Genomic DNA, 15,473 nt, shown 5'->3' with positions numbered 1-15,473 from the left:
GGCGTTCTTTTTTTGGCCTCAAGGTTGTTGTTGATTTCATTCCATCAACAAACCTGAAGGAGTAGCACTCATGAATAATGCCGTCCATTCGCCACTTCAACCTTTGCCTGCGGAATGCCGTTTGCCGGATTTTGTCGCACGCCGCATGGATCTGCACCATATCACGCGGATACAGCAACTGCTGGGTGGCGAACACCCTCACGCATGGCAGCCCACCCCGGCGGATGCTGTGTATCTAGCGGGGAATGATTACCTGTGCCTGGCAGATGAAGCCTCTTTGCGCTATGCCCAGCTGGCGGCGCTGGTGCAGACGCAGGGTGAACTGCTGATGTCGGCCGTGTATCTGCAACAGGGCAGCGCCCAGCACCGGCTCGAACAGCGGCTGGCGCAGTGGCTGGGCGCGCAGGATTGCATCCTCGCCCAGTCTGGCTGGGCCGCCAATGTGGGGCTGGTACAGACCCTGGCCGAACCCGGTATTCCCGTGTATCTCGACATGCAGGCCCATGCATCGCTGTGGGAGGGCGTGCAGTCTGCCGGTGCCCAGCCGGTGCCGTTTCTGCATAACGATCTGGGGCATCTGGAGAAGCAGCTGGCACGCCACGGTCGGGGACTGATTGCGGTCGATGCGCTATACAGTACCAACGGCAGCGTGGCGCCACTAGTTCAGCTGGTGGAACTGGCCGAGTGTAGTCACAGCATGCTGATCGTGGATGAATCCCATTCGCTGGGCACGCATGGCCCGCAAGGTGCGGGATTGGTGGCGGCGCTGGGGTTGAATGAGCGCGTGCATTTCCGTACGGCTTCGCTGGCCAAGGCATTTGCCGGCCGGGCAGGACTGATTAGTTGTTCGGACAGATTCAAAGGCTATTTCCTGTCCGAGTCGCGCCCGGCGATCTTCAGTTCCTGTCTGCTGCGCCACGAACTGGCGTGGTTCGATGCGGCGCTCGATTTCATCCGTCTGGCCGATCAGCGCCGCGCCACACTGCAGCAGCATGCCAGCCATGTGCGCAGTGCGCTGGCGCAGCTGGGCTTCAATGTCAGCGATGGTAGCGAGCAGATTATCGCACTGGAAGCGGGGCCGGAGCCGCAGACGCTGGCCTTGCGCAAGGCGCTGGAGCGGCACGGTGTGTACGGCGCCATGTTCTGCGCACCGGCGACAGCGAAGAACCGTTCGCTGGTCCGGCTGACGCTCAATTCGGGCCTGAGTGCGGCGCAGCTGGCGCAGATTATCGCGGGCTGCGCCGCCGTGCGTGAAGAGCTGGACTGGCAGAACTGGTCATCGACGCGGCGTCTGCACAGGCTGGCGCTGGTTTGATCAGCATGGCCGCCTGCGCTGCGCTATCATGGCGGCTATGACTGAATCTCGAACTCTCTACGAAGTAATTGGCGGCGAAGCACGCGTGCGCGACATGGTGGATCGCTTTTATGACCTGATGGAACTGGAACCGCAGTTTGCCTTGCTGCGTGCCACACACGGCACCTCGCTGGACAATGCGCGCGAGCGCCTGTTCATGTTCCTCAGTGGCTGGATGGGCGGGCCGGACCTGTATGTGGAGGCGCACGGCCACCCGCGCCTGCGCATGCGCCACATGCCATTCGCAATCGGTACCAAGGAACGCGACCAGTGGCTGCAGGCGATGGCCTGGGCGATGGAAGATGTGGGCGTCGATGAGAACTTGCGTCTGCGTCTGATGGAGTCCTTCTATCAGACGGCAGACTGGATGCGCAACAAACCGGATTGATGCCATGGGCCAGATAGAATTTTTCGTGTTGTTGCTGTTATTGACTTTTGTGCTGGTACTGCAAGTGCTGGCGCTGCTGCGCGCGCGCGCTGCGCAGAGCAGTGCTCAGGAAGCAGGACTGGCGGAGCGCATCGAACGGGTGGAACGTGAAGTGCGCCTGCAGTTGCAAACGACGGCGCAGGCTACCCATGCCGCCACGGTGCAGCAGTTCGAGGGACTGCGGCGCCAGCTGGAAGCACAAGGGCTGGTGGGGCGCGAGGAGCAGAGCCGTAACCTGAAGCTGTTCGCCGACAGTATGAACCAGACACTGGCAAGGCTGACCGAATCGAATGCGGCGCGCATGCAGGAAGTGCGCGCTACGCTGGAAGCGAAGATACGCGATCTGCAGACCGATAACGGCGCGCGGCTGGAAGAGATGCGCAAGACGGTGGATGAAAAGCTGCATGCCACACTGGAGGCGCGCCTCAGCGCCTCGTTCCAGCAGGTGTCGGAACGGCTGGAGCGCGTGCATCAGGGGCTGGGTGAAATGCAGCAGCTGGCGCTGGGTGTGGGCGATCTGAAGCGGGTGCTGACCAATGTGAAAACGCGCGGCACTTGGGGCGAGGTGCAGCTGGAAATGCTGCTGGAGCAGGTGCTCACCCCTGAGCAGTATGCCAAGAATGTGGAAACCATCGCCGGTAGCGGCGCACGGGTGGAGTTTGCACTCAAGCTGCCGGGCCAGAAAGATGGCGCGGTGCCGGTCTGGATGCCGATCGATGCCAAGTTTCCCAAGGAGCAGTACGAACGCTTGCTGGAAGCGGCGGAGCAGGCCGATGCCGATGGCGTGGCGCTGGCCGGCCGCGAGCTGGAACGTGCGGTGCGGGGAGAAGCGAAGACCATCGCCGAAAAATATCTGGCCCCGCCGCATACTACCGACTTTGCCATCCTGTTCCTGCCTACCGAAGGGCTGTATGCGGAAGTGATGCGCCGTCCCGGGCTGGCGGACGAACTGCAGCGCGTACACCGTATCAGCATTGCCGGCCCATCGACGCTGTCGGCATTGCTCAATAGCCTGCAGATGGGCTTCCGCACGCTGGCACTGGAACGCCGTTCATCGGAAGTCTGGCAGGTGCTGGGCGCGGTGAAGACCGAGTTTGCCAAGTTCGGCGATGTGCTGGCAGCGACCAAGCTGACGCTGGAGCGCGCCGCCAAAAATATCGAATCGGCGGAAACCCGTAGCCGCCAGATGGCGCGCAAGCTCAAGACGGTGGAGGCGCTGCCCAGTGAAGCGGCGCAATTGCTGCTGGGCGCGCAGCCTGAGGCTCACCAGCCCGAGCCGGATTGAAGCCGGCCGGGCTGCTGCGCCGGACTAGATCAGTCCTTCGAACGGCAGCACGTCTACCATATCGCCGGCAGCCACATTGCCCTGTTCATGGCCGAGCACCACAATGCAGTTTGCCTCCGTCATGGAGCGCAGGATGCCGGAACCCTGTGCACCGGTCAGGCGCACTTCGGGCCGACCGTCCGTGCCACGGCTGATGATGCCGCGCTGGTATTCGGTGCGGCCGGGGCGTTTGCGGATGGCCGTCTGCGCTCTGGCCTGCAGTGTTGCCTGCGGCGCCTGTGCACCCATCATGGCCAGCAGGGCGGGGCGGGCAAACAGATAGAACGACACGGCCACGGCGACAGGATTGCCGGGCAGGCCGATCAGCCAAGCGCTATGTGCGCCGTCGCGGATCTGTCCGAAGGCCAGTGGCCGGCCCGGACGCATGGCCAGCTTCCAGAACGATAGCTGTCCCAGACTGGCAAGGATGTCGCGCGTGTAGTCGGCGGCGCCTTCCGATACGCCGCCCGAGGTGATGATGGCATCGGCCTGCTGGCAGGCACTGCGCAGCGCAGCATCGAGCGCCTGCGGATCATCGCGCACGATGCCCATGTCGATCACTTCGCAGCCTAGCCGGGTGAGCATGCCGAACACGGTATAGCGGTTGCTGTCGTAAATGCAGCCTTGCCCGAGTGGCTGCCCCGGTGCACGCAGCTCGTCGCCGGTAGAGAAGAAGGCCACACGCAGTTTGCGCTGCACGCTGACTTCGGCCAGGCCGAGCGAAGCGATCAGGCCCAGATCGGCAGGGCGCAGCAGCTTGCCCTTGGCCAGTGCCACGCTGCCCTGTTTCAGGTCCTCCCCGGCGAAGCGGCGGTTGGCGCCGTTCTGGATAACGCCGTGTGCGATGGTGACGCTGTTTTCGCTGATGGCGGCCGCCAGCTCCTGCGGCAGCACGCTGTCGCAGCCGGCCGGCATGGCAGCCCCGGTCATGATGCGGATGCAGTCTCCGGCCTGTACTTCCAGCGCGCAGGGGCGGCCAGCGTAGGCTATGCCGATGACTTTAAGGGTGGCCTGCGCCTGTTCCGGCGTGGGCAGATCGGCGCCGCGCATGGCATAGCCGTCCATGGCCGAATTGTCGTAGGCGGGAACGTTGATGGGCGAGATCACATCCTGTGCCAGCACGCGGTCAAGCGCACTGCAGAGGGGCACCGTCAGACTGGCATCGAGCGGCGTAATCTGTTGCGCAATCAGGTGCTGGGCCTGTTCCACATGCAGCGCTGCGTCGTGCTGGCTGGGAGGTGCCGGAACAAGCGGCTGTTCTAGTGCTTGCAATTCTTCCAGTGTGTTGACGTTGCTGAATGCTGCGTCATCTTCGAACAACACCTCAGCCACGCGCAGCGACTTGAACCAGCTCTCCATGCGCCGCTCGCCGCTGGCCAGATATGCTTCCAGTTGCGGCAGCACGCTGGTTTTAAGCAGGGCGAAGACGGGATGCAGCTGGCGCTGCGGCGTGGCGGCGTCGGGCCGCGTCTGCATGGTAACGGCCAGTGCCACGTCGGCATGCTGTTCGCTCAGCGCAGCATGCAGGCGCTGAGCCAGATCGGCTGGCAGCAAGGGCGAATCGCAGGGGACAGTCAGCAGCAGCTCGGTGGGACAGAACTGCAGGCCGATCTGCAGGCCGGCCAGCGGTCCGGCGTAGCCATCGAGATAGTCGGGCAGTACCGGGACGTTGCCGGCCAGTTCCTGATAGCGCGTCAGATTGCGGTTGGCATTGATGGCGTAGCTAGCTACCTGCGGCGCCAGACGGGCGATGACGTGTTCTATCAGCGTGCTGGTGCGGAAAGGCTGCAAGCCCTTATCGACGCTGCCCATGCGGCTGCCGCGGCCACCGGCAAGTATCAGGCCGGTGATCTGGTTGTGGAAAGACAAACTAACCTCCGATGTAAGACATTTCTACTTTGCGCCGCTCGGCCGGCGGCAGTTCCGTCTGTGCCGTGCGCAGTTCCGAATAGCGGTCACCGCGTGCGCGCCAGAGCTGCGCCAGCGCACCGCTGATGTCGCTATCGCTATGACCATCGCGCAGCAGGGTGCGCAGGTCGTGGCCGCTGCTGGCAAACAAACAGGTATATAACTGGCCCTCGGTGGACAGGCGTGCGCGCGTACAGTCGCCGCAGAATGCCTGCGTGACGCTGGAGATCATGCCGATTTCACCGCCGCCGTCGGCGTAGCGCCAGCGCGTGGCCGTTTCGCCGCTGTAGTTGGCGTCCAGCGCCTGCAGCGGGAATTCGGCATGGATGCGCTCTACCACCTGTGCCGAGGGGAGCACCTCGTCCATTTTCCAGCCATTCGAGGCACCGACGTCCATGTATTCGATAAAGCGCAGGATAAAGGGCGAGTGGCGGAAGTAGCGCGCCATGGGCAGAATTTCCTGATCGTTCATGCCGCCCTTGACCACCATGTTGATCTTGATAGGGCCCAGTCCTACCTTGTGCGCGCTTTCCAGTCCTTGCAGCACGTCGCCGACGTCGAAGTCGACGTCGTTCATGCGGCGGAAGGTCTGGTTGTCGAGCGCGTCCAGCGAGACGGTGACGCGCTGCAGGCCGGCGTCCTTGAGCGCCTGCGCCTTGCGCGCCAGCAGCGAGGCGTTGGTGGTGAGCGTCAGGTCGAGCGGCTGGCCGCTGGCCGTTTTGAGCTGCGCCAGCATGGCGATGAGCTTTTCGATATCTTTGCGCAGCAGCGGTTCGCCACCTGTGAGACGGATTTTCTCTACGCCGTGCGCTACAAAAATCTTTGCCAGCCGGGTGATTTCCTCGAACGACAGCAAGGCCTTGTGGGGCAGGTATTGGTAGTCGCTATCGAAGACGGCTTTGGGCATGCAATATACGCAACGGAAATTGCAGCGGTCGGTCACGGAAATGCGTAAATCGCGCAGCGGGCGGCCCAGCTGGTCGCCCAGCAAACCGGCGGGGCTTTCAGCGCGCGCGGGGATGGCTGGCGTGGCGTGGCGCTGCTGCGCCAGCATGATGATTTTCTCGGCCATGGGTAGACGTACGTAAGAGAAATGCGAGCCGCTACGATAGCACGTTGGCGCAAAAAGCGTGTTTATGCGCCGGCAGGAATAAAAAAGGGAAGCACGCGGCTTCCCTTTCTGTGGCCAGTGCCGACCGAATTAGCGGCGGGTATCGACCTGGATCAGCGGCTCATCCGACTGCGGTGGCAGTGGTTTGCGCTCGCGTGGCTTGCGTACCGGTGCCACGATGGCAGCAGCGGCTTCCTGCGCAGCGCGCAGCTTGGCCGGATCGGTTGCCGCCAGTGTCAGACCGGCGGAGTTCAGCAGAGCGTGCAGATCCGCTGCCGCAGCAGGGGCTGGTGCAGCAACGGGTGCCGGCGCCGCGACAGCAGCTTCGGCAAGTACCGGCACGGCAGCTACTGCAGGGCTGGCTTCGACTGGCGTAGCTTCTGCCACGGGTGCAGCGGCTACCGGTTCAGCGGCGGCGGGTAAGGCAGCAGCTGGCACCACTGGCGCGGCGGCTACTTCGACCACTGGCGCGGCAACCGTTTCCACTACTGGTGCAGCAACGGCTTCCGCTACAACGGGAGCGGGTTCTGCAGCTGGAGCCGCTGCGACTGCCGGAGCAGCCACTTCGGCGGCAACTGGCGCAGTTTCGACAGCAGGGCTGGCGGCAGGCGCTGGTGCAGCAACAGGCGCTTCGACGTCGGCTGCTGGCGCTGGTGCGACTGCCTCAAGCGCTACGGCGGCAACCGGTGCGGCCACCATTGCTTCAGCGGCTGCTGGTGCTGCAGGAGTCGCGACAGCGGCTTCTACTGCGGCAGCTACTGGAGCAACTACTGGAGCAACTACAGGAACAACGGCTGGAGCAACTGCTGCGCTGGCGGCTGCCACCGGCGCATCAGCGGTTTCGGCCGGTGCCACGGTGAACTGCAGCGTGCCTTGTTCATCCTGTTCGCCAGCAACGGCTTCCTGACCCTCGGCGCCTTCGCGTTCGCGGCGGTTGCGGTTACGGCCACCACGGCGGCGACGGCGGCGCGGTTCTTCACCTTCTGCTGCCTCGTTCTCATCACCCTCCGGACCATTCTGCGCTGCGGTTTTCAGGATGGTGCTGGCAGCATCGGTAGCCGGACCGTTCAGCGTTGCTGCCGGATTCAGTGCCAGCTCTTCTGCTTTGACTTCCTGATTGGCTTTCTCGCCACGAGGTTCACGCGGTGGGCGCGGGGCGCGCTCGCGTGGTGCCTGCGCTTCGGCATTCTGGCCTTCGCGTGGTTCACGTGGCTCGCGCGGCGGGCGTGGTGGACGGGCCGGACGGGCCGTGCTCTCGGCTTTGCCTTCTTCGCTAGCCGGACGGGCGGCGGCACCAGCTTCGCGCTCTTCACGCTCGCCACGGCCACCTTTGCCGTTACGGTTACGGCCACGCGGGCCGCGGCCATTGCGCTCGCCACGGTCACCGGCAGGAGCTTTTACCACGATGGTCGGCTGCTGCGGCAGAGCGGCTGGTGCCGGCTCAGGGCTCAGGAAGCTGAACAGACGGGCGAAGAAGCCTTTCTTCGGTGCGCTCGGGGCCGGTGCTGGCACAGGCTTGATGACGGTTTCGCTGGCTTTGCTGCGTTCCACCATAGGCGCAGGCTGATCCGGCGTAATGGTTTTGACCACGGCTTCCTGACGCGGCTTGGCTTCTTCCTTCTGGCGCTTGCTGTAGGCCATATCGGTTTCTGCCTGCTCGGCCAGGTTGTAGCTGGCCTGATGGTCTTCCAGACGCGGATCGTCGTGCTTGATGCGCTCGAGCTTGTAGTGCGGAGTTTCCAGATGCTTGTTCGGCACCAGTATGATGGTAATGCGATGACGCGTTTCGATCTTCAGCACTTCGCCGCGTTTTTCGTTGAGCAGGAAGGCCGCAACGTCTACCGGCACTTGCACGTGGATGGTGGCCGAGTTTTCCTTCATGGCCTCTTCCTGAATAATCCGCAGCACTTGCAGGGCGGACGATTCGGTGTCGCGGATGTGGCCGGTACCGGAGCAGCGCGGGCAGGTCACGTGCGAACCTTCCGACAGGGAAGGGCGCAGACGCTGGCGCGACAATTCCATCAGGCCGAAGCGGGAAATCTTGCCCATCTGAACGCGGGCGCGGTCGTGGTGCAGCGCATCTTTCAGACGCTGTTCCACTTCGCGCTGGTTCTTGGCCACTTCCATGTCGATGAAGTCGATCACGATCAGGCCGCCAAGGTCACGCAGACGCAGCTGACGGGCTACCTCTTCGGCAGCTTCGCAGTTGGTGTTGAAGGCAGTGGTCTCGATGTCGGAACCGCGGGTGGCGCGGGCCGAGTTGACGTCGACCGACACCAGCGCTTCGGTGTGGTCGATCACGATGGCGCCGCCCGATGGCAGCGGTACGGTACGCGAGTAGGCCGTTTCGATCTGGTGTTCGATCTGGAAACGCGAGAACAGCGGCACGTCGTCGCTGTAGCGTTTTACACGGTGCACCATGTCGGGCATCACGTGGCTCATGAACTGGTGCGCCTGTTCGTAGATCTCGTCGGTATCGATCAGGATCTCGCCGATATCAGGCTGGAAGTAGTCGCGAATCGCGCGGATCACCAGCGACGATTCCTGATAGATCAGGAACGCGCCCGGGGCCGACTTGCCGGCGCCTTCGATAGCGCGCCACAGTTGCATCAGGTAGTTCAGGTCCCACTGCAGTTCATCGACATTGCGGCCGATGCCGGCGGTGCGGGCGATCACGGACATGCCCGGCGGCAGGTCCAGTTTGTCCATGGTTTCGCGCAGTTCCTGACGCTCTTCACCTTCGACACGGCGCGATACGCCGCCGCCGCGCGGGTTGTTAGGCATCAGCACCAGATAGCGGCCAGCCAGCGAGACGAAGGAGGTCAGGGCGGCGCCTTTGTTGCCGCGCTCTTCCTTCTCCACCTGCACCATGATTTCCTGACCTTCGCGCAGTGCTTCCTTGATGGTGGCATTGCGGACATCGATGCCTTCACGGAAGTAAGTGCGTGCAACTTCTTTGAATGGCAGGAAACCGTGGCGATCTTCGCCGTAGCTGACGAAGCAGGCTTCGAGCGACGGTTCGATGCGGGTGATCACGCCTTTGTAGATATTCGACTTGCGCTGTTCGCGGCCCGCCGTTTCGATGTCGATATCGATCAGTTTCTGACCGTCGACGATGGCTACGCGCAATTCCTCTTGCTGCGTAGCATTAAACAACATGCGTTTCATTTTTATAAACTCCGCGACCCTAAGGTCATCTCTGTGTCATCCGGTCGCTGGGCGGCCGGGTGACGTGGTACAGGGATATACGCGAGAACGGGAGTGATTGCGGTGGGTATGCCCATCCTGTGCGTAGGCGCAGGACACCCCTCGGGGTGTACCACGCGGCCGCAACTGGGCGCATGAAGCCGATCGTCATGCCGCTGTGTTCGCATCACCTGCAACTCATCCATGCGGCCCCAACGGACGGCAGAGAATCGCGGGCGGTGAACAGCCTCGGTTGGGCCAGATCCGGCACGGGCTCGCATACTGCACGCCACAGACTGCTAAGGTCGCTGTTGGCAACCGTGCGTCGTACGTGCAGCAAAGCCCGGGGTCTGGCAAAAACGGCAAGCGTTATCTACTTCATCAACCGGAGAGCTGGACCCTTGATCCATCTGCCCGGACTTTATCCTTACAATACAATCACTTAATTCTACGTCCCTGCCTGTTTCCGATTACAACTGCGGTGCAACCCTGAGCCCGGCAAGGGCGGTGCGTATACATTTTTTTCCTCTGAATTTGCAATTAGGCGAGGCCAGTGGAGACGCCCCTGTGTAAAATGTGCTTTTATTCTTACACTTTCCGCAGCATGCACTGCAGCGAAACGATTATATATTCAAAATGAAGGACTTAGAGAGATTTCTGGGAAGACAGAGCAAATGAGGCAACAAAAAGATGTTTCCCCGCCTTCAACACCACAAGAGCGCCCGCAAAATTCGCTGCAAGCACAGTTTGTGACCATCTCGGAAGAGGAAGCGGGCCAGCGTATTGATAATTATTTATTGCGCGTTTGCAAAGGCGTGCCGAAAAGTCACGTCTACCGCATCCTGCGCTCCGGCGAAGTACGGGTGAATAAGGGGCGGATCGATCAGCTTTACCGGCTAGTTGCCGGTGATATGGTGCGTATTCCGCCTATCCGTATCGCCGAAAAAGCCGCCGGCAGCCATGTGCCGGCAGCCGAATTCAGCGTGATTTTCGAAGATGCTCACCTGCTGGTGATCGACAAGCCGGCCGGCGTGGCGGTGCACGGCGGCTCCGGCGTGTCGTTCGGCGTGATCGAACAGTTGCGTGCGGCGCGTCCGGAAGCCAAGTTTCTGGAACTGGTGCACCGGCTGGACCGCGATACCTCCGGCTTGCTGTTGTTGGCAAAGAAACGTTCGGCCCTGACCAGCCTGCACGAACAGATGCGCGACGGCCATACGGACAAGCGTTACCTGACCATGGTGGCTGGCGACTGGAAGAACACACGCCAGCATATCAAGCTGCCGCTGCATAAATATAGTACGGCCGATGGCGAACGGCGGGTAGCGGTGCAGGCCGATGGCCAGCCTTCGCACACGGTATTTACCCTGCTGAAGAAGTTCAAGGACTTTGCGCTGCTGGAAGCGGAGCTGAAAACCGGCCGTACCCACCAGATTCGCGTACATACGTCGGCGTCGGGCTTCCCTATATTAGGTGACGACAAATACGGCGATTTCGCCCTGAACAAAGCTTTACAGAAGGCTACTGACCAGCGTGGCGCACTCAAGCGCATGTTCCTGCACGCCTATCAGATTACGTTCACCCATCCGGAGTCAGGCAAAATCATGACGCTGCAAGCAGCTTTGGCCCCCGAATGTGAGCGATTCTTGTTAAGCTTGGGGAAACCAGTTAACTAATCGTAAATATCCTGAGGAGCCGGCCCAAGGGCGGATTACATGGCAAGAAAGCAATTTGATTTAATCGTCTTCGATTGGGATGGAACCCTGATGGATTCCACCTCGACCATCGTGAAGTGCATACAGGCCGCTGCGCGCGACCTGTCTTTGCCTATTCCGCGCGATGATGTGGCGGCCCACGTGATCGGGCTCGGCCTGCATGAAGCCATGCAGGCCGTGCTGCCCGAGATCGATCCGGCCTATTACCCGCGCATGGTGGAGCGTTACCGCTACCATTTCCTGTCGCGTGACCACGAACTGGCGCTGTTCCCCGGCGTACATGACATGCTGACCGAGCTGTCGCAAAACGGCTATTTCCTGGCAGTCGCCACCGGCAAGAGCCGGGTAGGCTTGAACCGTGCCATGAACGATGTCAAAGTATTGTCGCTGTTCGATGCAACGCGTTGTGCTGATGAAACATTCTCCAAGCCACATCCTGCCATGTTGCAGGAATTAACGCGGGAGTTGGGGCAGGATATGCGCCGTACGGTGATGATCGGCGATACCACCCATGATTTATTAATGGCAAACAATGCCGGTGCGCAGGGCATTGCCGTACAGTATGGCGCCCATCAGGTTGACCAGCTGGCTGCCTGCAAGCCGTTGTACTCTGCGGCGACGGTGGCCGAACTGCATCAATGGCTGAGCGAGCACGCATAATGGCCACTGAAGAAATCCTGATCTGCGCAGCCGATGCCGTGCTGGAAGGGGGCAAGGGCGTACGTTTCCCCGTGACTGCCGGCGGTGATGATGCCACCGGCTTTGTCGTGCGCTATGGCGGACAGGCGTATGCCTATCTGAATCGCTGCGCCCACGTGCCGATAGAACTGGACTGGGCCGAAGGCGAATTCTTCGAATCGAGCGGTCTGTATCTGATGTGTTCCACCCATGGCGCCGTGTATGTGCCGGAAAGCGGCCAATGTGCTGGCGGGCCCTGCAAGGGCGGCCGGCTGCGGCCTATCGGCGTGGTGGAGCGCGACCAGCAGCTGTACTGGCAGCCGGATGAGTATGTGCGTCCGGCGCGGGCTTGAATGTAGTTAACTAGGTAAATATGAGCGATAACACCAGCGAAAACGCGGAAAATCCGAATAACGGCGCCGAAAAAAATATAGCACCGCCAGCTTCTGGCGCTGCGGTGGCGGCTGCGCCATGGGAACGCGAAGTATTGGAAAAGCTGGTTTTTGCGGCGCTTAACGAACAGAAGGCGGCGCGCCGCTGGGGTATTTTCTTCAAGGCCATTACCGTGGTGCTGGTGGTGGTGGCGCTGAGCGCCTACCTCGATCTGGGCTGGACCGGTTCCGATGGCGAGGCACTGGGCCGGCATACCGCCCTGATCGAGATCGAAGGGGCCATCGAAGCGGAAGGCAGCGGTTCGGCTGCAGTCGTGATACCTGCCCTGAACAAGGCGTTTTCCGATAGCGGATCGGTGGCGGTGGTGATGCACATCAATAGCCCGGGCGGCAGCCCGGTGCAGGCCGGCATGATCGTGGATGAAATGCACCGCTTGCGTAAAGGCTATCCGGCCAAACCGCTGTATGTGGTGGTGGACGAGATCTGCGCTTCCGGCTGCTACTACATTGCCGCCGGTGCCGACCGGATCTATGTTAACAAGGCCAGTATCGTCGGTTCTATCGGCGTGCTGATGGATGGCTTCGGTTTCACCGGCATTATGGACAAGGTGGGCGTCGAGCGTCGCCTGCTGACGGCTGGCGAGAACAAGGGTTTTATGGATCCGTTCAGCCCTCTGTCTGATAAGCAGAAGCAATATGCCCAGTCCATGCTCAACGAAATTCACCAGCAGTTTATTCAGGTGGTGCGCGATGGCCGCGGCAAGCGTCTGAAAGAAACGCCGGAAATGTTCTCGGGCCTGTTCTGGACGGGCGCAAAATCCATCGATATGGGGCTCGCTGATGCTTTCGGTACGGTCGATAGCGTGGCGCGCGATGTGATCAAGGCGGAAGACATCATCGATTACACCCAGCATGAAGGCTTGCCTGAGCGGGTACTGAAGAAATTTGGCGCCGCGCTCGGTGCAGGCGCCATGAAAGCCAGCATGGAGCGCGTGCAGCCAGCGTTGCGCTGAAATAAGTGAGAATTGGTGAAAATCTCACTTGTATCCTTGATGTGATGAGCTATAGTGAAGCTGTAGTTCTTTCCAAGGGGGGCGATATAAACAGTTTATTTGTTTTCACCACAAACTTGATCAGACAGATGGAACTACTACACTGCATCGCGGATGCAGCCTAGAGTGAATTGCGATTCCTCATACAGCCCCTGCCGGGGTTGAAGACAGCGGTGCAATGCCGCTGTTTTCTTTTGTATTTTCCTTTTGAGTAAAGCCACCCTGATCCAGCCAGGCGAGAAAGCCGGCCTGACGCCGGGCGTGCCATAGCTGGTTTCCAGCCATGGGCACGCCATCTTCCTGCGGGGCGTAGCGGCATTGTTGTATGATGAGTTGGGCTCTGTGGCTGGCCGCAACTTTTGCACTGATTGCTAGATGCTTGGTGTTTTTCGGCATGGCTGTTTTCTCCGGCGCTTTCCTAGTTGATTAGGCGGATTCCTAATCAGGTTTCAGTCTAGCAAGTGAACCTATGCTCGATTTGATGTACGTCAACGAATCGGTTTGTCTAGGACATGGTTGTCAAGAGCACATCGCCAGCTTTCCCCCGTGCTGTGCCATCCTGTAAAATCGTTCTATGAGCAAACTATCCCTAGACCGTATCCTGCAATCGCAGGGCTTTGGTACCCGTAAGTACTGCCGTTCGCTAATCGATGATGGCGAAGTCAGTATTGATGGCGTCGTCCATGATCATTACAAAGAATCCATAGAAACCGATGGACTGGTGCTGACCATCTTCGAAGAAGAGTGGGTGTACCGTGAGCATCTGTATATTGCGCTATACAAACCGGCCAACTTCGAATGTTCGCGCAAGCCTAGCCACCATCCCGGCGTGCTGACCCTGCTGCCGGAGCAGTTCAGCTGGCGCGAATTGCAGCCCGTAGGCCGGCTCGACCATGATACGACCGGCATGCTGCTGATGTCTGACGATGGTCCATTTATCCATGCCCAATCGTCGCCGAAGCGCCATGTGCCGAAAATCTATCAGGCCACTACGGCGCAGCCGGTAAGCGCTGAACTGATAGCCCAGCTGAAATCCGGCGTGCAACTGCATGATGAGCCGGCGCCGCTGGCGGCCCAGCATTGCGTGCAGCGCGGCGAGCACCAGCTTGAAATCGTGCTGGAGCAGGGTAAATACCATCAGGTCAAGCGCATGCTGGCGGCGGCCGGCAACCATTGCAGTGCGCTGCACCGTTCGGCCATCGGTGGCCTGACGCTGGAGTCGCTGGCGCTGGAAGAGGGCGAGTGGTGCTACCTGACGCCGGAGCAGCTGGCATTGCTGGTACCGAGCGCATGAAGCTGGCCACGCTGAACGACGGCACCCGCGATGGCCAGCTGATGGTGGTATCGCGCGACCTGAAAACGGCGCAACTGGCCGACACTGTGGCGCGTACGCTGCAACGTGCGCTCGATGACTGGAATTTCATTGCGCCGCAGCTCGATGCGATTTATCAGGAACTGAATCAGGGCAGGGGGCGGCGCACGTTTGCTTTCGATCCGGCGCGCTGCATGGCGCCGCTGCCACGCGCCTTCCAGTGGGCCGACGGTTCGGCCTATGTGCACCATGTGGAGCTGGTCCGCAAGGCGCGCGGGGCGGAACTGCCGCCATCGTTCTGGGAAGACCCGCTCATGTATCAGGGCGGCAGCGATGATTTTATCGGGCCGTGCGACGATATTGCACTGTTCCGTGAAGAATGGGGAATAGATTTCGAAGCAGAAGTCGCCGTGATCACCGACGATGTGCCCATGGGCGTGACGCCCGATCAGGCGCACCAGCGTATCCGTCTGCTCATGCTGGTCAATGATGTGTCGCTGCGCAACCTGATCCCCGAGGAACTGGCCAAAGGTTTCGGTTTTGTCCAGTCCAAGCCGGCCACCAGTTTTTCCCCGGTCGCGGTAACACCGGATGAGCTGGGTGATGCATGGAAGGGCGGCAAAGTGCACCTGCCGCTGCATTCCACCTGGAACGGCAAGCTGGTCGGCAAGCCGCAGGCGGGCGTGGATATGGTGTTCAATTTCCCCCAGCTGATCGCCCATCTGGCCAAATCGCGCAACGTGCGGGCCGGTTCCATCATAGGCTCGGGTACGGTATCGAATACCGACGGCAAGCGCGGCTATTCCTGCATCGCCGAACAGCGTTGCGTGGAAATGATCGCTCATGGTGCGCCTAGCACGCCGTTCATGGCCTTTGGCGACACCATCCGCATCGAAATGTTCGATAGCGACGGCAAGTCCATCTTTGGCGCCATTGACCAGAAAGTCACCCAGGCCGGTATCTGAGGCGGCTAGTCGTCTCGGATTTCCAGTGGGAAACATCGAGTAAGGCGGGAAA

The 15,473-nt window shown here is 60.8% G+C and carries 13 protein-coding genes; 9 read left to right on the top strand and 4 right to left on the bottom strand.

Features of this window, described 5'->3' with window-relative positions; translation table 11 throughout:
• Nucleotides 1–70: 70 nt before the first annotated feature.
• Genes cqsA through GTP27_RS03875 form a run of 3 tightly spaced genes read left to right on the top strand, consistent with a single transcriptional unit; the run spans nucleotide 71 to nucleotide 3,066 of the window.
• Nucleotides 71–1,315 (top strand): alpha-hydroxyketone-type quorum-sensing autoinducer synthase, encoded by a 1,245-nt coding sequence (gene cqsA / locus GTP27_RS03885; RefSeq protein WP_161037871.1) that lies wholly within the window; start codon nucleotides 71–73, stop codon nucleotides 1,313–1,315.
• Between the two features lie 28 nt (nucleotides 1,316–1,343).
• Complete coding sequence (locus GTP27_RS03880; protein ID WP_161037870.1) at nucleotides 1,344–1,742, top strand: group II truncated hemoglobin; 399 nt, start codon at nucleotides 1,344–1,346, stop codon at nucleotides 1,740–1,742.
• A gap of 4 nt (nucleotides 1,743–1,746) precedes the next feature.
• Complete coding sequence (locus GTP27_RS03875; protein WP_161037869.1) at nucleotides 1,747–3,066, top strand: DNA recombination protein RmuC; 1,320 nt, start codon at nucleotides 1,747–1,749, stop codon at nucleotides 3,064–3,066.
• Between the two features lie 24 nt (nucleotides 3,067–3,090).
• Here GTP27_RS03875 and moeA read toward each other — a convergent pair whose 3' ends face one another.
• From moeA to GTP27_RS03860, 3 genes are all read right to left on the bottom strand, one after another.
• Entirely contained in the window at nucleotides 3,091–4,974 is a 1,884-nt protein-coding gene (moeA, locus tag GTP27_RS03870) for a molybdopterin molybdotransferase MoeA (protein ID WP_161037868.1), read from the bottom strand.
• 1 nt (nucleotide 4,975) lies between these two features.
• Nucleotides 4,976–6,085 carry a GTP 3',8-cyclase MoaA gene (moaA, locus tag GTP27_RS03865; RefSeq protein ID WP_161037867.1) on the bottom strand — a complete coding sequence of 370 codons (1,110 nt, stop codon included), beginning with the start codon at nucleotides 6,083–6,085 and terminating at the stop codon, nucleotides 4,976–4,978.
• A gap of 129 nt (nucleotides 6,086–6,214) precedes the next feature.
• A complete protein-coding gene (locus GTP27_RS03860; protein ID WP_161037866.1) occupies nucleotides 6,215–9,292 on the bottom strand; it encodes an Rne/Rng family ribonuclease in 3,078 nt (1,025 codons plus the stop codon).
• Nucleotides 9,293–9,984: 692 nt separating this feature from the next.
• Between GTP27_RS03860 and GTP27_RS03855 the strand changes: the two genes are divergently transcribed.
• From GTP27_RS03855 to GTP27_RS03840, 4 genes are read left to right on the top strand one after another with little or no spacing between them, the layout of a single operon-like run.
• Nucleotides 9,985–10,983 carry an RluA family pseudouridine synthase gene (locus GTP27_RS03855; protein WP_161037865.1) on the top strand — a complete coding sequence of 333 codons (999 nt, stop codon included), beginning with the start codon at nucleotides 9,985–9,987 and terminating at the stop codon, nucleotides 10,981–10,983.
• Between the two features lie 39 nt (nucleotides 10,984–11,022).
• Nucleotides 11,023–11,682, top strand: a complete 660-nt coding sequence (locus GTP27_RS03850; protein WP_161037864.1) for an HAD-IIIA family hydrolase — start codon at nucleotides 11,023–11,025, stop codon at nucleotides 11,680–11,682.
• Nucleotides 11,682–12,053, top strand: a complete 372-nt coding sequence (locus tag GTP27_RS03845; protein WP_161037863.1) for a Rieske (2Fe-2S) protein — start codon at nucleotides 11,682–11,684, stop codon at nucleotides 12,051–12,053. The genes GTP27_RS03850 and GTP27_RS03845 overlap by 1 nt, the downstream gene beginning before the upstream one ends.
• 20 nt (nucleotides 12,054–12,073) lie before the next feature.
• Nucleotides 12,074–13,105, top strand: a complete 1,032-nt coding sequence (locus GTP27_RS03840) for a S49 family peptidase (RefSeq protein ID WP_161037862.1) — start codon at nucleotides 12,074–12,076, stop codon at nucleotides 13,103–13,105.
• Between the two features lie 180 nt (nucleotides 13,106–13,285).
• On the opposite strand, the gene GTP27_RS03835 is transcribed toward GTP27_RS03840, so the two are convergent.
• A complete protein-coding gene (locus GTP27_RS03835; protein WP_161037861.1) occupies nucleotides 13,286–13,540 on the bottom strand; it encodes a hypothetical protein in 255 nt (84 codons plus the stop codon).
• A gap of 178 nt (nucleotides 13,541–13,718) precedes the next feature.
• Here GTP27_RS03835 and GTP27_RS03830 point away from each other — a divergent pair, with 178 nt between their 5' ends.
• Nucleotides 13,719–14,438 carry a pseudouridine synthase gene (locus GTP27_RS03830; protein WP_161037860.1) on the top strand — a complete coding sequence of 240 codons (720 nt, stop codon included), beginning with the start codon at nucleotides 13,719–13,721 and terminating at the stop codon, nucleotides 14,436–14,438.
• Nucleotides 14,435–15,421: a fumarylacetoacetate hydrolase family protein gene (locus GTP27_RS03825; RefSeq protein WP_161038187.1), complete on the top strand. Its 987-nt coding sequence runs from the start codon at nucleotides 14,435–14,437 to the stop codon at nucleotides 15,419–15,421. The genes GTP27_RS03830 and GTP27_RS03825 overlap by 4 nt, the downstream gene beginning before the upstream one ends.
• Nucleotides 15,422–15,473 lie beyond the last annotated feature (52 nt).

The organism is Duganella qianjiadongensis (genome assembly GCF_009857915.1).
Classification (GTDB): Bacteria; Pseudomonadota; Gammaproteobacteria; order Burkholderiales; family Burkholderiaceae_D; genus Rugamonas; species Rugamonas qianjiadongensis.
This window is presented reverse-complemented; position numbering and strand designations above follow the sequence as displayed.